Annotated in this window: 8 protein-coding genes; 1 reads left to right on the forward strand and 7 read right to left on the reverse strand. The window is 70.0% G+C overall.

Going from position 1 to position 15,626, the window contains the following annotated elements; genetic code table 11:
- Nucleotides 1–7: 7 nt before the first annotated feature.
- The 3 genes from ACFVVM_RS11660 to ACFVVM_RS11670 all read right to left on the reverse strand — a co-directional run bounded on the left by ACFVVM_RS11660 (nt 8) and on the right by ACFVVM_RS11670 (nt 10,083).
- Nucleotides 8–8,158, reverse strand: a complete 8,151-nt coding sequence (locus tag ACFVVM_RS11660) for an SDR family NAD(P)-dependent oxidoreductase (protein ID WP_387616337.1) — start codon at nt 8,156–8,158, stop codon at nt 8–10.
- Between the two features lie 85 nt (nt 8,159–8,243).
- Entirely contained in the window at nt 8,244–8,858 is a 615-nt protein-coding gene (locus ACFVVM_RS11665) for a GDSL-type esterase/lipase family protein (protein ID WP_387616339.1), read from the reverse strand.
- A 16-nt stretch (nt 8,859–8,874) separates the two neighbouring features.
- Entirely contained in the window at nt 8,875–10,083 is a 1,209-nt protein-coding gene (locus ACFVVM_RS11670; protein ID WP_387616341.1) for an NAD(P)/FAD-dependent oxidoreductase, read from the reverse strand.
- A gap of 213 nt (nt 10,084–10,296) precedes the next feature.
- On the opposite strand from ACFVVM_RS11670, the gene ACFVVM_RS11675 reads away from it, so the two are divergent.
- Complete coding sequence (locus ACFVVM_RS11675; protein WP_387616343.1) at nt 10,297–10,827, forward strand: PaaI family thioesterase; 531 nt, start codon at nt 10,297–10,299, stop codon at nt 10,825–10,827.
- Between the two features lies 1 nt (nt 10,828).
- On the opposite strand, the gene ACFVVM_RS11680 is transcribed toward ACFVVM_RS11675, so the two are convergent.
- From ACFVVM_RS11680 to ACFVVM_RS11695, 4 genes are read right to left on the reverse strand one after another with little or no spacing between them, the layout of a single operon-like run.
- Entirely contained in the window at nt 10,829–12,595 is a 1,767-nt protein-coding gene (locus ACFVVM_RS11680; RefSeq protein ID WP_387616345.1) for an AMP-dependent synthetase/ligase, read from the reverse strand.
- Nucleotides 12,592–14,172, reverse strand: coding sequence for a PfaD family polyunsaturated fatty acid/polyketide biosynthesis protein (locus ACFVVM_RS11685; RefSeq protein WP_387616347.1), 1,581 nt, complete (start codon nt 14,170–14,172; stop codon nt 12,592–12,594). Before ACFVVM_RS11685 ends, ACFVVM_RS11680 begins: the two co-directional genes overlap by 4 nt.
- Nucleotides 14,169–15,068, reverse strand: a complete 900-nt coding sequence (locus ACFVVM_RS11690) for an alpha/beta fold hydrolase (protein ID WP_387616349.1) — start codon at nt 15,066–15,068, stop codon at nt 14,169–14,171. Before ACFVVM_RS11690 ends, ACFVVM_RS11685 begins: the two co-directional genes overlap by 4 nt.
- The gene (locus ACFVVM_RS11695) at nt 15,068–15,589 is read right to left on the reverse strand and encodes a DUF4442 domain-containing protein (RefSeq protein WP_387616351.1); all 522 of its coding nucleotides are present in this window, start codon (nt 15,587–15,589) and stop codon (nt 15,068–15,070) included. The genes ACFVVM_RS11690 and ACFVVM_RS11695 overlap by 1 nt, the downstream gene beginning before the upstream one ends.
- Nucleotides 15,590–15,626 lie beyond the last annotated feature (37 nt).

Raw genomic sequence — 15,626 nt, forward strand, 5'->3', positions numbered from 1 at the left:
ACGGTGCTCATGCGTGCTGCTCGCGCAGGCGCACCGCTTCGGCGAACTTCGCGGTCATCTCCGGGGTGGCGATCACCGCGAGGTCGGAATATCGCTGCAGGACAGTGCCGTTCGGATCGTGTGCGGTGGCCGTCACGGTGACCGACGAACCATCGGGGTGGGCACGCAGGTCGTCGACCACCACCAGGAACGGGCTGTCGTCGGGCAGCGGCGCGAAGTACTCGACGCGCCCGATGGACAGCGGCAGGCAGGCCGAGTTCATGAACCACACGCCGAGCAGCGCGCCCGCCTGGATGACGACATCGGCCAGCGCCGGACTGTGCAGGATGCCCCCGTATTCGCCCGCGCCGATGCGGGTGTCGGGCAGCCGGCATTCCACCACCAGGCGGCGCTCCGCACGGTCGAGCACGCGGCGGACTCCCTGGAGCAGCGGGCCGTGGAACAGGTCGGCGTCACGGTAGACGTCGAGTCCGTTCTCCGGCCCCACACCGATCGGGTAGCCGGACCAGCCGGTCGGCACCGAGGTCGGCCACGCTTCGGGGGCGAGGACGAAGGTGCCGGTGAAGTGCGCGGGCGCCAGGGTCTTGCCCGGTTCGTCGCTGCGGATCCAGGCGGTGACCCGCAGCCGGTCGTCGACGACCGTGCCCGCCTGCACATCGAGGTGATAGGCCCGTTCGTCACCACCGTCGTAGACGATGCCGCGCAGGACTTCGAAGTCCGTGCACTCCACGACCCGCAGGCCGGGGTTGGCCCGCTCGAGCACGTTGATCGCCCAGCCGAGGCCGGCCGCCGCGGGGAACACCGGGAAGCGGCCGACACGATGATCGAGGATCACCGGGTCATCGGCCAGCGGCGCGAGGTCGCGGTAGGTGGTGAAGGCCGGGGTCGGCGCGAGCACGGTGGCGGTGGCGAGTGGGGCTGCCGGGCCGATCAGCACCGAGACATCGTCGGCGCGTGCTGGGGCGAACTGCTCGGCGAACATCCGGGCCCCCGCGTCCATGCCGAGCAACGCGATCCCGCGGGCGAGGAAGACCTCCCGCAGCTGCGGTGTCACCATGCCACCGTCCCAGGCACCCCAGTTCACTGTGGTGACATGCCCGGCGAGGCCGTGGCGCCGCCAGCTCACCGCCACCCGGTTGAGCGCCTCGTTGGCGACGGCATAGTCGGCCTGACCCGGATTGCCGTAGACCCCGGCGACCGAACCGAACAGGATGATGTGCCCGAGCGTGGATTCCCGCAGGGCGGTGACCACATTGTGGAGCCCGTCGAGTTTGGTCGACAGGACGAGGCGGATGTCATTGTCCGACTTGGCATTCAGCAGCGAGTCGGCCAGCGCACCCGCCCCGTGCACGATGCCGGTGACCCGACCGGCATCCGCCGCCAGTGCCTGTTCGGTCGCCGCGGCATCGGTGATGTCGACCGCGAGATAGCGCACGCGCGCCCCGGTCTCGGCCACCGCGTCAACCGTTGCCCGAATCTCACGCTGTGCCAGCAGATCACGGGTCAAGCGGTCGATCTGCTTGGGAGTCGGCTGCTCCCCCGCGGCTCGGACGGCCGCGATGGCGGCGGGCTTGAGCGCATCGTCGGCAACGCCGACCGCCCATTCCGGCTCGTCATCGAGCGCGGTGCGGCCGAGCAGGATGAATTCGCAGGGTCGCCGGGCAGCCAGTTCCCGGACACACCGTGCGGTCACGCCCCGGGCCCCGCCGGTGACGACGAGAACATCGTCCACGGTGAGAGCCAGATCCCTGGTGGCGACGATTTCGGTGGCGCCTGCGAATTCGGTGGTGGAACGCCCTGCGTTGGTGGCACGCCCTGCGGTGGCAGCACGCCCGGTGGCGGCTGCACCCTCGGTGCCAGCAGCTGCACGGCTGGTGCCGACTGCACGGTCCGTGGTGACGGCACGCTCCGTGGTGACGGCACGCTCCGTGGTGACGGCACGCTCCGTGGTGACGGCAATGCCATCCACCGGCTGGGGGCGCAGTGTCCATCGGTGGAGATCGGCGTCGATGCCGACCTCGCGGACGTCGAGCGCGGCATCGTGGAGTTCGCCGAGTACGGAGTCGACCAGCGCCGCACCGGTGAGCTGCGGCGACAGGTCGAGCGCCCGGCAGAACAGCGTGGGCGATTCCTGGGCGAGGGTCTTGACCAGACCGCTCACACCACCGACGACGGCCGCTGTGGCCGGCCGGTCGCCCAGATGGCCGAGCACACCGTCGATCCGGGTGAGCGTGACGAAGGCCGCGCGGGTACCGGATTGGGCGGTCGCCACGAGGCGGTCGTGCAGCAGCGTGGCGGTGTGGATGGTGTCGGCGAGACGATGTCCCCCGACCAGCCACTCACTGTCGGCGGGCAGGACCGTCAGGCAGAGGTCCAGCCTGGCAACACCTTTCAGGGCCGCGTCGACCGCCGTGGTGACGGTGGCGCTGCCCCAGGCGGCGACGCCGGAGTTCTCCGCCGCCGCCACGGTGGCCGTGTGCACGGTCCAGCCGTGCTGGGTGAGCCCGTTCGCGAGGGTCGCCGCGGTGTCGTCACCGTGGTCGACGATCAGGGCGACCCGCCCGGCGGCGTAGGGCTCGACCACCCGGTCCACCCCGGGCAGGGCGACCGGCGCGATCCGCACCAGCACCGGAGCGTCCTCCACGGCGGCGAGCTGCTGTGCATCGGCGAGATTCTCGACGCCACCCAGGTTCCCGAACTGCTTGCCTTCCGCGTGGATGGCAGACGCAGATGCCGCCGCGCCACCAGTGTTCCCGAGCTGCCGAGGTTCTGGCTGGATCGACGCTGGGGCTACCGCGGCACCAAGGTTCCTGAGCCGCCCGGGCTCCGACTGAACGGGCGCCGAGGCTGCCGCGCTACCAAGGTTTCCGAGCCGCCCCGGCTCCGACTGCACGGGCGCTGAGGCTGCCGCGCCACCAAACTTCCCGAGCTGCTTGGGCTCCAGCTGCCCGGCGGGCGCAGTGGCTGCCGCGCTGCCGATGACGAAACCGACGATGTCGTTCAGTGTCCGCAGTTCCGCGACCTGCTCGGGGCCCACCGTGGGCACACCCTCGACACGCTCACCGACCGTGCCCATGATCTGGACCCGCTTGATCGAATCGACCCCGAGATCGGCTTCCAGATCCATGGAGTGCGCGAGCATCTCCGGTGGATAACCGGTCTTCTCCGAAACAACCTGCACCAGCACCGCCCACACCACATCCGAGTCGAGGGACGCACCGGTGGTGGCGACGCCGGCCGTCGCCGGAGAGACTGCCCCTGCGGAGCTCGAAACCACCGAGGCGGCAACGAAACTCACGATGTCGTTCAACGTCCGCAGTTCGGCGACCTGCTCCGGACCCACGGTCGGTACACCTTCGACGCGCTCACCGAGCGCACCCATGATCTGCACCCGCTTGATCGAGCCCACCCCGAGGTCGGCTTCCAGATCCATCGACAACGCGAGCATCTCCGGCGGATAGCCGGTCTTCTCCGAAACAACCTGCACCAGCACCGCCCACACCGCATCCGGATCGAGGGATGCACCGGCCGCGGGGGCCGAAGCCCCGGGGGCCGCTACCGAATCCGAAACCACCGAGGCGGCGACGAATCCCACGATGTCGTCCAGTGTCCGCAGTTCCGCGACCTGCTCGGGACCGACCGTCGGCACACCATCGACACGCTCACCGAGCGCACCCATGATCTGCACCCGCTTGATCGAATCGACACCCAGATCCGCCTCCAGATCCATCGACAGCGCCAGCATCTCCGGCGGATAGCCGGTCTTCTCCGACACCACCTGCACCAGCACTGACCACACCGCGTCGGTGTCCAGGCCCTGACTCGGCGCGGAGCCGGCCGCAGGTGCGGTACCGGACACCGTGGAGTTCGAGACCACCGAGGCGGCAACGAAATCCACGATGTCGTTCAGCGACCTCAGTTCCGCGACCTGCTCGGGACCGACCGTCGGCACACCATCGACACGCTCACCGAGTGCACCCATGATCTGGACCCGCTTGATCGAGTCCACGCCGAGGTCGGCCTCCAGATCCATGGACAGCGCGAGCATCTCCGGCGGGTAGCCGGTCTTCTCCGAGACCACCTGTGCCAGGACCGACCACACGGCATCGGTGTCCAGTGCTGGACTCGCCGCGGAGCTGCTGGTCGGCGCCACGGGCGCTCCCGCACTCGACACCACCGAAGCGGCAACGAAACCCACGATGTCGTCGAGGGTGCGCAGTTCGGCGACCTGCTCGGGACCGACCGTCGGCAGGCCGTCGACGCGCTCACCGAGCACGCCCATGATCTGGACTCGCTTGATCGAGTCCACGCCGAGGTCGGCCTCCAGATCCATCGACAGGGCCAGCATCTCCGGCGGGTAACCGGTCTTCTCCGACACGACCTCCGCCAGCACCGACCACACTGCGTCCGCGTCGAGGACCGGGTTCGTGGCTACCGGCTCCGCGGCGCGGGCCGGGGTGGGATCGACGGGCGGCTGCGCCGGCGAGGCGGGGGCCGCATCGGCGGGCGACTGTGTCAGCGGGGCAGGAGATTCCGGCCGTTGTGGCGTGACGGGCGTCGGCGAGACCGAAGGCTCGTGCAGCGCCGTCTGCAGGGCGGCCGCGCCGTTGCCATTGCCATTGCCGGCACCGATGCTGATGCCGGTTCCGTTGCCAGCACCGTTTCCGTTCCCGGCTCCGGCTCCGGCACCGGCACCGGCACCGGCACCGGGAGCAGGCTGCGGGCGGAAGCTGTCGGTCGAGGGCGCCTGTTCGAGCCCGGCCAACGAAGCCAGGATCTCGTTGACCCGGATGTGGGTCTGGCCGATGGCCAAGCTCTGTTCCTTGACCGCGTGCACGGTGGCGTGCAGACGGTCGTCGGCGCCACCGGTGCGCTGGGCTTCGCGCAGGACCGAGACCAGTCCCTCGGCGACCTCGAGCTGACCCTCCGCGTACCGGCTGTGAATCGCCAGGTGCTGCTGAGCGACCGTATCCAATCCCGCTCCGACGTAATGATTTTCGGTCGCACTCGCAACAGGCACCTGATCCGGAACCGCGACGGCACCGGCGCCATTCGTCGACGCGGCGACGGGCTCGAACGTAGCGGGCTGGGCCACGGATACTTCGTTGCGCACCCGGGCAGACTCGGCCACGGCGACCTCGGCACCCACCCGAGTGGGCTCCGGCACGGCCACCCCGGCGCCCACCCGCGCAGGCTCTGACACGGCACCCACTCGCGCGGGCTCTGCCACGGCCACCTCGGCACGGACCCGAGCGGCAACCTCCGCTTCGGCGACCACACGAGCCTGATCCGCCGCCGCGGCAACAGCTTCCAACTCGATCGGCTGGGCGATCCCCTCGCGATAGAGCGTCTGCCGGGACTCGGGCACGAAATCGCGCCCGGTCAGCCGGACCACCATGCCCTTCGCCTCGGGCTCGACGAACTCCGGCGCATCGTGGCGATGCACGTCGACGATCGGCGCGCCGAGCACGGCCAGCTGCACCGCGGCCTTCTTCAACGCCACATCGCTGTCACCGGTCGGCCCCTGATCGGTGGCGACGGCGATCACCTCGGCACCGAGGGTCCGGCGCACCAGCGAGGTGAGCGTGGCCTTCGGCCCGAATTCCACGAAGACATTGCAGCCGTCGGCCCGCATGGCCTCGAGTCCGCGCACGAATTCGACGGTCTCGAGCAGCTGCTCGGTGAGCACCTTACGATTCGTCGCGACCCGCGAACCATATTCGGCGTCACGGGAATTGGCGTAGACACGGATCTTGGGCGCCCGCACCGACACACTCTTCACCGCCGCGCGGAACGGCTCGACCGCGTGCGCGACGTAGCGGGTGTGGAATGCACCCGCCACGGGCAGTTCGCGCACGGTCAGTTCACGGGCCCGGCACGCCACCACGAACGCCGCGACGGCCTCGGTGCCACCGCCGACGACCACCTGGTCGGGCGCGTTGTGATTGCAGACACTCACGTCGGGATGCCCGGCGAGGATCTCGGTGACCTGCTCGCGGGTGGCCTGCACCGCGGCCATCGTGCCCGCGTCGGCGTCGGTCTGCACCGCCATCGCCGCACCGCGGGCCTTGGCCAGGGTGAAGTAGTCGGTCGGGTCGAGCGAACCGGCCGCCCACAGCGCGGTGAGCTCACCGAAGCTGTGGCCCATGAACCCGGCGCAGCTCAGGCCACGCTCGGTCAGGAAGCGGAACTGCCCCACCGACAGCGCCGCGATCGCGGGCTGGGCGAACTCGGTGCGCCGCAGGGTCGTCTCCTGGGCGTTGCGCTCCTCCGGGTCGAACACCGGCGCCGGGAACACCACCGCGCCGGGCGCGCGGGGCGCGTCGCAGAACACGGCATTGGCCTCGTCGAAGGCGGTGGCCACGGTCGGGTTGTTGAGCACGGCGGCCAGCCCCATGTCGACGTACTGGCTGCCCTGCCCGGCGAACAGCGCGCCGATCTTCAGGTCCGGCAGCGCGCGGCGACGGAAGAACACCCCGCGCGGGTGCTCCCACTCCTGCGCCTCGGCATTGCCGCTCAGCTCGGCCACCGCCAGCTCACGCAGCGCCGCCGATTCCTGCTCGTCGCGGGCCACGAAGCCGACCCTGGCGTGCTCGGCCGGGATCTCAGTGGCATCGTCGGGGGCCGCACCCGAGCGCAGCAGGTCCACCAGCTCGGCCGTGGACGGGGCGTGCCACAGCCGCACCCGCGCGGTGCGGTGCATCGTGCGCAGGTGCTCGCGATCGCCGGTGGTCTCCTCGAGCACAGCGTGGAAGTTGGTGCCGCCGAAGCCCATCGCGGACGCCGCGGCGCGACGCTGCGGCCGGCGCGGATCGCGGATCCACGGCCGGGTCCTGGTGTTGACGTAGAGCGGCGACGCGGCATCGATCGCGGCGTTCGGCGCGGCGACATTGATCGTGGGCGGCAGCACCTTGTGGTGCAGCGCGAGCGCCAGCTTGATCAGGCTCGCCGCGCCCGCGGCGCCCTTGGTGTGCCCGATCTGGGATTTCACGCTGCCGACCGCGGCGTACCCGGTCTCCTCGGTGGCCTCGCGCAGCACCGAGGTGAGCGCGGCCAGTTCGGTCTGGTCGCCGACCCTGGTGCCGGTGGCGTGCGCTTCGAACAGCCCGATCGAGGCGGGCGAGCAGTCGGCGTCCTCGTAGGCGCGGCGCAAGGCGGCCTGCTGGCCCTCGGCGCGCGGGGCGTAGATGCTCTTGAAGCGCCCGTCGCTCGAGGAACCGATACCGCGGATCACCGCGTACACGCGGTCGCCGTCGCGCTCGGCGTCGGCGAGGCGCTTGAGCGCGAGCATGCCGATGCCCTCGCCGACCAGGGTGCCGTCGGCACCGTCGTCGAGCGGCTTGATGGTGCCCGAGCGCGACAGCGCCCCGACCTTGCTGAAGCACATGTAGCCGAAGATCGAGTTCTCGGTGTCACAGCCACCGGTGATCATCATGTCGGCGCGCCCGGAGACCAGCTCGCTGATCGCCACATGTACGGCCGAGAGCGAGCTCGCGCACGCCGCGTCGACGGTGCAGTTCATCCCGCCCAGATCGAGCCGATTGGCGACCCGGCCCGCGATCACATTGCCCAGCAGTCCGGGGAACGAATTCTCCTCCCACGACGGGAAAGCCGCCGCGTACCGCTGTGCGATCTCCTCGGCGTCGGCCTGCGTCAGCCCACAGCTGCGCACGACCTCCTTGAGCACCGGCGTCGACAGCCGCGCGGCCAGGGGATGCGACAGCGTGGTCGGCCCGGCGACACCGAGGACGACACCGGTCCGCTCGGGCCGGTACCAGTCCGCGCCGGGCGCCCCGGCATCGGCGAGCACATTGCGCGCCACCAGCAGGCTCAGCAGCTGCACCACCGTGGTGACCTCGAGCTGATTGGGCGGCAGCCCGAACTCGGTGACGCTGAACGGCACCTCGGGCACGAAACCGCCACGGCGGCAATAGGTCTTGTCGGTCGCGGTGGGATCCGCGTCGTAGTAGTCGTCGAGATTCCAGTGCGTCGCGGGGACGTCGGACATGCAGTCCGCGGCGTCGACGACGTTCTGCCAGAAGTCGCGGAAATTCGCGGCCATCGGGAACAGGCCGCTCAGGCCCACGATCGCGATCGGCGTCTCGGCCAGTCGTCGCGTCGCGGCCGAATCGTCGCGGTGCTGTAGGTGGTCGTTCATGTGCTACCCCTGTCTGGAGCTGCCGATCTGGTCAAGGCAAAAGCGTGTGCTCTGATCGCCGTTGATCAGCGAGAACTGTGCCGAGCTAGCGCAGGCGCGCGACCCGCATGGTGCGTACCTCGTCGATGAGGTCGGCCATGGCCTGCCCGATCACCTGATGGCCCGCCGGGCTCGGATGCATACCGTCCGGGCACCACATGACCGGATCGGCGGTGATCGGCGCGCGCGCCAGATCGAGTCGCACGAGCGCGAATTCGTCGACGAGCTCGTCGAGATGGTCGTTGGCCTCGGCGAAGCGCGACCGCAGGACGGCGCGAAAGGTGTCGGGCAGGCCGGGCAGGCGGTCGGGGATGTTCGGCCAGTTCGTGGTGAACACCAGCCGGTCCGGACGCGCCAGGCCGGTGTAGATCTCGCGCAGATTGCGGCGGAATCGGTCCCGGTCGTAGTCGGTGACCAGGTCGTTGCCGCCGACGATCACCCCGACCAGCCCGGCGTTGTCGGCCAGCGCGATCGGTAACTGCCGATCGACCACATCCTGCGTGGTCGCGCCGTACGCGCCGAGATTTCTGATCGGACCCGAAATTCCGAGAACATTCGTCACGTGGGTGACGAATCCCGCGAAGGAGCCGTCGGCGCGCACCGCGCCGCCGCGCCCCTCCGCGAAACTGTCACCGACGACGATCAAATCGAAGTCGGGCATAATGCATTCGTTCCGATCACGCCGGGGCCTTGACCCCGAGCAGTTTCGCGATCCGTTCCGGCGCGAAGAATTCCTCGCCGGTCATGCCGCCGCCGATCATCGCGAAGAATTCCTTGGCGTATTCTTCGTTCGAACCGAGCGCACCGAACACCGCCAGCAATTGCGGAGTCAATTCCAGGGTGGAGATCTGGCAGGTGAATTCGAAACCCGACTGCGACTTCTCGTCCCGCTCACGCTGGTAGTCGGCCAGCGCCTCGGCGAGCGGTCGCTGCCCGCTCAGTCCCTCGTGCACGCGCTCGGCCAGCAGCGCCGCGTAGTCGAACGCGTCGGAGATCCCGAGCCCGGTCAGCGGGTCCTTGTGGTACGCCGCGTCGCCCACCAGGGCCCAGCCGTCGCCGAAGGACTGGCGGCGGTAGTTGTTCGGATAGCGCATCGGGTAGAAACGGTCCTCGCGCTTGCCCTTGGCAACCAGTTCCTCGGCGAACTCCGGGACGATGTCGCGGGCGATGCTCAGGAAGTTGTTCTCGACGTCGCCGCGGAAATCGGGGTAGGCGTCGAGCTTGCGCATGACCGCGACCAGGGTCAGTCCGTCGTTGGTCGGCCAGATGCCGATCTGCTGGTGCTCACCGATCCGGCTGTGGAACTCGGTGCGCGCCAGGCCGCTGTAGTAGGTGTAGTAGACGAAGCATTCGGCCCCGACCTCGGTGTACGGCTCCGCGCCGACGGCGTCGGCGACGAAGGAGTTGGTGCCGTCGGCACCGATCACGATGCGGGCCCGCTCCTCGGTGACCTCGCCACCAGCCACCGCGCTGCGGATGCCGACGACCGTGCCGTCCTCGATGATCAGCTCACGGACGGTGTAGTTCTCGCGCACCTCGGCACCGGCCGCGCGGGCGCCCTCGACCAGGATGGTGTCGAGTTCGGTGCGCCGCGGCGCGTAGGTCTTGTCGATGCCGTTGATGGGGTCGGCGAAGCCGGCGATCACGATGTCGCGGTAGGACACCGTCATGTGCCCGATCGGGGGCACCCCGGTGGCGATCACCTGGTCGAGCAGGCCCCAGTCCCGCAGCCGGGCCAGCCCGCGCTGCTGGATGTAGTGCGTGGAGATGGTGTCGCTGGGGAAGGTGGCACGGTCGACCACGAGGACCCGATGGCCCTGCCGCGCCAACAACATCCCGACCGGCGAACCCGCACACCGCGCGCCGACGACAATCGCGTCATACATCAGGTAACTCCTCGGTAAATGAAACACTTATGAGCCCGAAAACGATCCTACGGACACGATCGGCGCGCGCCGTAGACCGATTTCCAAATGGATTAATTGCATAGGCGATATCAAACAATGGCGCGCACTATTCGCGATCCGGCTGCGCTACCGAATGGTCGAATTCAGCTCCCGTTCACCACGAACCACGGTGGGATATGCGCTAATTGGGGCATGCCTACTGGAAATGAATCAGCCCCCGGAATCGCCGCCGCCCAGGCGCGGTTGTCCACGATTCCCGGCGCGGCGGCGCCGGATTACGAACAGATCCGCCGGACCGTCGACACCGTGGTGCCCTTCGTCAATCTGGTGGGGGTGCGCATGGTCGAGCTCGGTCCCGGCTCGGCGGTCGCCGAGATCCCGGAGTCACCGCGGATGAGCAATCACCTGGGGACCGTGCACGCGGGCGCGTTGTTCCTGGCGGCCGAAGTCGCCTGTGCCGGTGCCTTTTCCGGCATCATCGCGCCGCGCATCCTGCACGTGCGCACCTTCGTGCTGCGCGACACCAAGGCCACCTTCTTCCGGCCGGGCCACGGCCGGTTGCGCGCCGAGGGCACCGTCTCCTCCCCGGTCCTGGCCGAGGTGATCGGGCGCAGGACCGAGGAGCAGTTCGACATCACCGGCAAGGCGCTGGTGCGCGACGAGGGCGGCGCCTTGATCGCGAAGGTGGACCTGGCCTACTTCTGCTGGCTCGCCGCGGCCTGACTCAGCCCGGGTAGAGCGCGGCGACGGTCGTGGCGAGGTCCGCCTCGATCGCCGCCCGCCGCAGCCGCAACGATGCGGTGAGATGACCCTGCTCGATCGTGAAATCCGTGGGCAGGATGGCGAATCGGCGAATCGACTCGGCCCGGGAGACGAGCTGGTTCGCCGCTTCCACCCCCGCGGCGATCTCGGCGACGAGCCGCTCGTCCTCGGTCGGGACGCCATCGGTCAGGTCGACCCCGTGCCGGTCGGCCCAGCGTGCGAGCACCACCGGATCGACGGTGATCAGGGCGGCGACATAGGGACGGCCCTCGCCGACGACCATGCAGTTGCTGACCAGCGGGTGCAGGCGGACCCGGTCCTCGAGCGGCGCGGGCGCCACGTTCTTGCCGCCGCTGGTCACGATGATCTCTTTGCGCCTGCCGGTGATGAACAGGAACCCGTCCTCGTCGAGATGCCCGAGATCGCCGGTGGCCAGCCAACTCTCGGCCTCGTGCTCGCTGTCGGGCCAGTAGCCAGGAAAGACCTGCGGACCGCGGACCAGGATCTCGCCGTCCTCGGCGATGGCGACCGTCGTGCCCGGCACCGGTCGACCGACCGAGTTCGCCCGATTCGCCTGCGGCGCACTCATACTGACCGTCGAGGACGCCTCGGTCAGGCCGTAGGCCCCCAGGATCTGCACGTCGATCCCGGTGAAGAAGTCCGCGGTCGACGGATCCAGCGACGCGCCACCCGCGATCACGTAGTCGAGGCTGCCGCCGAGCATTCCGCGCAACTGCCGGTGAATCTCGGGGTCGAAGGTCACGGTGGACTCCGCCCCGGTGCGGCGCGCGTGCCCGAGGGCGATGGCCGCCGCCTCCGCGGCCTCGTAGCGCGCGCCACCGAACGCCTGGCGCGCGCCCTTGCGGATCTTCTCCAGGACGTAGGGGACGCCGATCAGGAAACTCGGCTGGAAGACCGGGAGTTCACCGGGCAGTTCGGCGGGCGTGGCCACCAGTCCGGTGCGGACACCGGCCAGAACGCACCCGAACTGGACCACTCGCCCGTACACGTGGGCCAGGGGCAGGAACAGCAGCGTGGAGGCGGGATCGGTGGGTGTGCCGTGGAATACGGTGTCGAGCAGTTCCACCACGTTCGCCGCGGCGGCGAAGATGTTGCGGTGGGTCAGCAGGCAGCCTTTCGGGACACCGGTCGTGCCGCTGGTGTAGACGATCGTGGCGATGTCGTCGGCGCGCACCGTCGCGCGCCGCTGGTCCACCTCGGTGTCGGAACTCGCGGTGCCCCGCTCGATGAGTTCGGCGAACGAGGTGCCGAGCAGCCAGGCGCGGTCGGCGACCGCCTCCCCCGCGACCCCGACGATCAGCGCCCGCTGTTCCTCGGTCGCCACGAAGCACGCGCTCGGCCGCGAGTCGCCCACGATGTGGTCGATCTGTTCGGCCGAGGAGGTCGGATACACCGGCACGGTCACCGCGCCGACGCTGAGCACCGCGAAATCCGCCGCCGACCATTCGAAACTGGTCCCGCCCAGGATCAGCACCCGCTCGCCCGGCCCGATCCCGCTGGCCACCAGGCCTTTCGCGAGATCGCGGACGAGCCGGGCGAAGTCGTCGTAGCGCACGTCGAGCCAGCCGTCGGCGCCCTTACGGCTGAACACGATGTCGGCCGGACCGGCAGCGGCCCGGTCGAACACCACATTCGCCAGATTGTCGTCGTCGGCCATGGTCACCAGCGGCGCGACCCGGTACTCGCGCACGGTGTTCGCGGTGGTCATCGCGACTCGAGGGTGCTCAGCGGGGCGGGGACGTAGGTCGAGCACCGGGCGGGCAGGCGCACCCCGGCCGCGCGCAGCTGGCTCACCCGGGTGGTGAACGCGGCACCGCGCATGATCTGCGCGCCGACCTCGGCCACGTGGCGATGCGCCGGGGCCGCCAGATAGGTTCCGGCGACCCAGTCGTTGAACGCGCCCATCGCGGGCCCGCACCAGATCTGATAGTCCGCGACCCGCTCCGGTGTCGCGGCGGTGCTCCAGCCCGACGACCGGCCCAGGTACCACCGGAAGATCAGGGCCATCCGCCGTTTCGGGTTCCCCTCGGCCCGCTCGATCTGCTCGGGATCGCGCGCCCGGAAGTACTGCTGGCACTCGGCCCAGACCTGGTCGAAGGACCGCTGCAGGATCCGCTGTTCGAGTTCGGCGCGCTCGGCGGCGGGGATCGACTCGACGCCGTCGTAGGCCCGATAGGTGTCGTAGAGGCGCCGGGCCCGGCTCGGGAACATGGTGCCGCGCTGCAGGACCTGCACGTCGACGCCGAGTTCGAACATGTCCGAGGCGGGCGCCATCGTGGTGTCGGCGACCCCGGCCGCGGCCAGCAGCCGCTTGGCCGCGTCGGACTGCGCCGCCTCGACCGTGGCCTGATTGATCGACCCGGTGACGACATAGGCCGCACCCATCGCGAACGCCGCGGCGGCCGCCGCCGGGGTGCCGATGCCACCGGCCGCGCCGATCCGGACCCGCTGGGCGAAGCCGTGTTCGCGCTGGATCCGTTCACGCACCGCGATCAGCGAGGGCAGCAGCACCACCAGCGGGCGGCGGTCGGTGTGACCGCCGGAGTCCGCCTCGGCGGTGATGTCGTCGGCCATCGGGATCGCGGAAGCCAGCTCGGCCTGCTCGGCGGTGATCTCGCCCGCCTCGTGCAGTCCGCGCACCAGGTGCGGCGGCGGCGGGCGCAGGAACAGCTCGGCGACCTCGGCCCGGGAGACCTTGGCGATCACCCGGTGTCGAGTGGCCACCCGGCCGGTCCGGTCGCGGTGCAACCCGGCCAGGCGGTAGCGCACCACCTGCGGGGTCAGGTCGAGGAAGGCCGAGGCCTCGACACAGCGCACCTCGTGGCGCAGGCAGGCGTCGACGATGGCCCGCTCCAGGGCGGGCTCGCTGGGGCTGTGGATCAGATTGCAGGCGAAGGGTTTTCCCGGTGCGTCGCGCCGGATGGTGGCCAGCGCCTCGTCGATCCGGGCGGGGAGCACACCGGCCGCGCCGAACGAGGCGAGCAGGCCCGCGCGCGCCATCGCGACCACCAGCGACGCCGAGGCGATGCCATTGGCCATCGCCCCGCCGTGGTAGGCGTAGCGCACGTCATGATCGGAGCGGAAGGTGTTGTCGCCCAAGGATTCCGGGCGCAGCGCCGGGGCGGCGGCCAGTACCTGCGCGGTCCGGGCCACCGTGGCGTCGGTGGTCACCGCGACACCCTGCTCATCGCGCACCACGAACACCGGCTCGTCCAGCGCCGACAGTGCGCGATAGATGGCATCGTCGTCCCGGACCGGTGCCGAGGTCGCGATCGAGATCGTCACTGCGCCGACCTTTCTCGGAGCTGGGGGGCGCGGCCGTCGATGACCCACGCCGCCACCGCGGGCGCCACCTTGTCGCTGTCCTTCACCCAGGACGCGTGGCCGATGTGGGTCATGCCCGAGGACCGGTCGATGTGCCAGCGCACCGGCTTGGCCACGGCGATCCGGCGGCACAGGAAGCGCACCGTGGACTGCGGGCCGAGCGGGTCACCGTCGAGGGAGATCACGAGCACCGGTAGGGCGAGTTCGCCGAGCAGCCGGTCGTAGTCGCGGGTGCTGCCGCTGGGCCGGTAGTGACCGGTCCGCAGGTGCCGCGCCCAGTCGGCCATCACGCCCGCGGTCATCGGGCCGATGCCGCTGCCGCCGGGCCAGCGCCCGCGCAGGCGGGTGACCACGCCGACCCACAGTCCCTGGGCCAGGACCTCGAGCCGTCGGCTCGGCTCGAACGAACGCCAGTAGACCGATCCGGTGCCGATGGTCGTGACACTCGCGACCCGGTCCGGCTCGGCCGCGGCGAACAGCAGCGCGAGCTGGCCGCCGAGGCTGTGCCCGAACAGGTGCAGCGGCGCCTGCGGGAACCGCTGTGCCAGTTCGGCGGTCACGGCGGGCAGGTCGGTCTCGATCAGCGCGCGATAGCCGAACCCGGGGCCTTCGCCGAGGGCGGGCGTGCTGTCGCCCTGGGCGCGCAGGTCGACCACGGCGGCGGTGAGTCCGGCGGCGTGCAGCGCGGTGAGCAGGGGAAGGTAGTACTTGGCCTTGATCGCCATGGCGGGCAGCACGAGCACCACCGGCGCGGCGGGATCGGAGTGTGGCAGCAGGCGCAGCGCGAGGGCGGCGCCGTCGGCGGTGGTGACGGTACTCGTCTCCAGGCCGGCGAGATCGGTGCGGTTGTCGCTCATCACGCCTCCGCGACCAGGGTGCACACGTAGTCGAGGGTGACCTTGCCGACCAGCACACCGGCGGTGTCGTACATCAGCGCCTTGGCGTCCACGTCCAGCCGCTGCGCGCCCTTGGCCGCCAGCACGGCCGCGACATCGTTCGGGTCGATCACGCCGACGGCCTTGATCCGGCCGAGCGCGGGCTTGCGGAACGACAGGCGCGCGTCGCGCAGCACCAGGGTGTCGACCGTGGACAGGCGAGAAGCGAGCGCGCCGACGAAGGCGCACGCGCCCGCGATGTCGGCGGCCAGGAACAGCGCGCCGGCGTGCACCGTGCGCAGATGATTGAGGATGTACGGCTCGTCGGGGAGTTCGACGACCGCGCGCCGCGGTCCGATCTCGGTGATCTCGGCGCCGGAATGGGTACCGAACGGCACCATTGTGCTGACGATGCGCTGCAAGCTCAGGAAGTCTGGATTGTCCGGGTCGATCGACTCGAATACCGAGCCCAACGCGGCGGAGGTTTTCAGATCAGATGCCATGTGTCGATTCCAGCAGAGCCACCGTCGAATTCGGATT

Origin of the sequence: Nocardia sp. NPDC058176 (genome assembly GCF_042883805.1) — a bacterium.
Lineage (GTDB): Bacteria > Actinomycetota > Actinomycetes > Mycobacteriales > Mycobacteriaceae > Nocardia.

Coding starts and splice junctions, on each gene's coding strand:
- ACFVVM_RS11660 (WP_387616337.1), bottom strand. CDS start 8,158: ATGAACGACCACCTACAGCACCGCGACGATTCGGCCGCGACGCGACGA.
- ACFVVM_RS11665 (WP_387616339.1), bottom strand. CDS start 8,858: ATGCCCGACTTCGATTTGATCGTCGTCGGTGACAGTTTCGCGGAGGGG.
- ACFVVM_RS11670 (WP_387616341.1), bottom strand. CDS start 10,083: ATGTATGACGCGATTGTCGTCGGCGCGCGGTGTGCGGGTTCGCCGGTC.
- ACFVVM_RS11675 (WP_387616343.1), top strand. CDS start 10,297: ATGCCTACTGGAAATGAATCAGCCCCCGGAATCGCCGCCGCCCAGGCG.
- ACFVVM_RS11680 (WP_387616345.1), bottom strand. CDS start 12,595: ATGACCACCGCGAACACCGTGCGCGAGTACCGGGTCGCGCCGCTGGTG.
- ACFVVM_RS11690 (WP_387616349.1), bottom strand. CDS start 15,068: ATGAGCGACAACCGCACCGATCTCGCCGGCCTGGAGACGAGTACCGTC.
- ACFVVM_RS11695 (WP_387616351.1), bottom strand. CDS start 15,589: ATGGCATCTGATCTGAAAACCTCCGCCGCGTTGGGCTCGGTATTCGAG.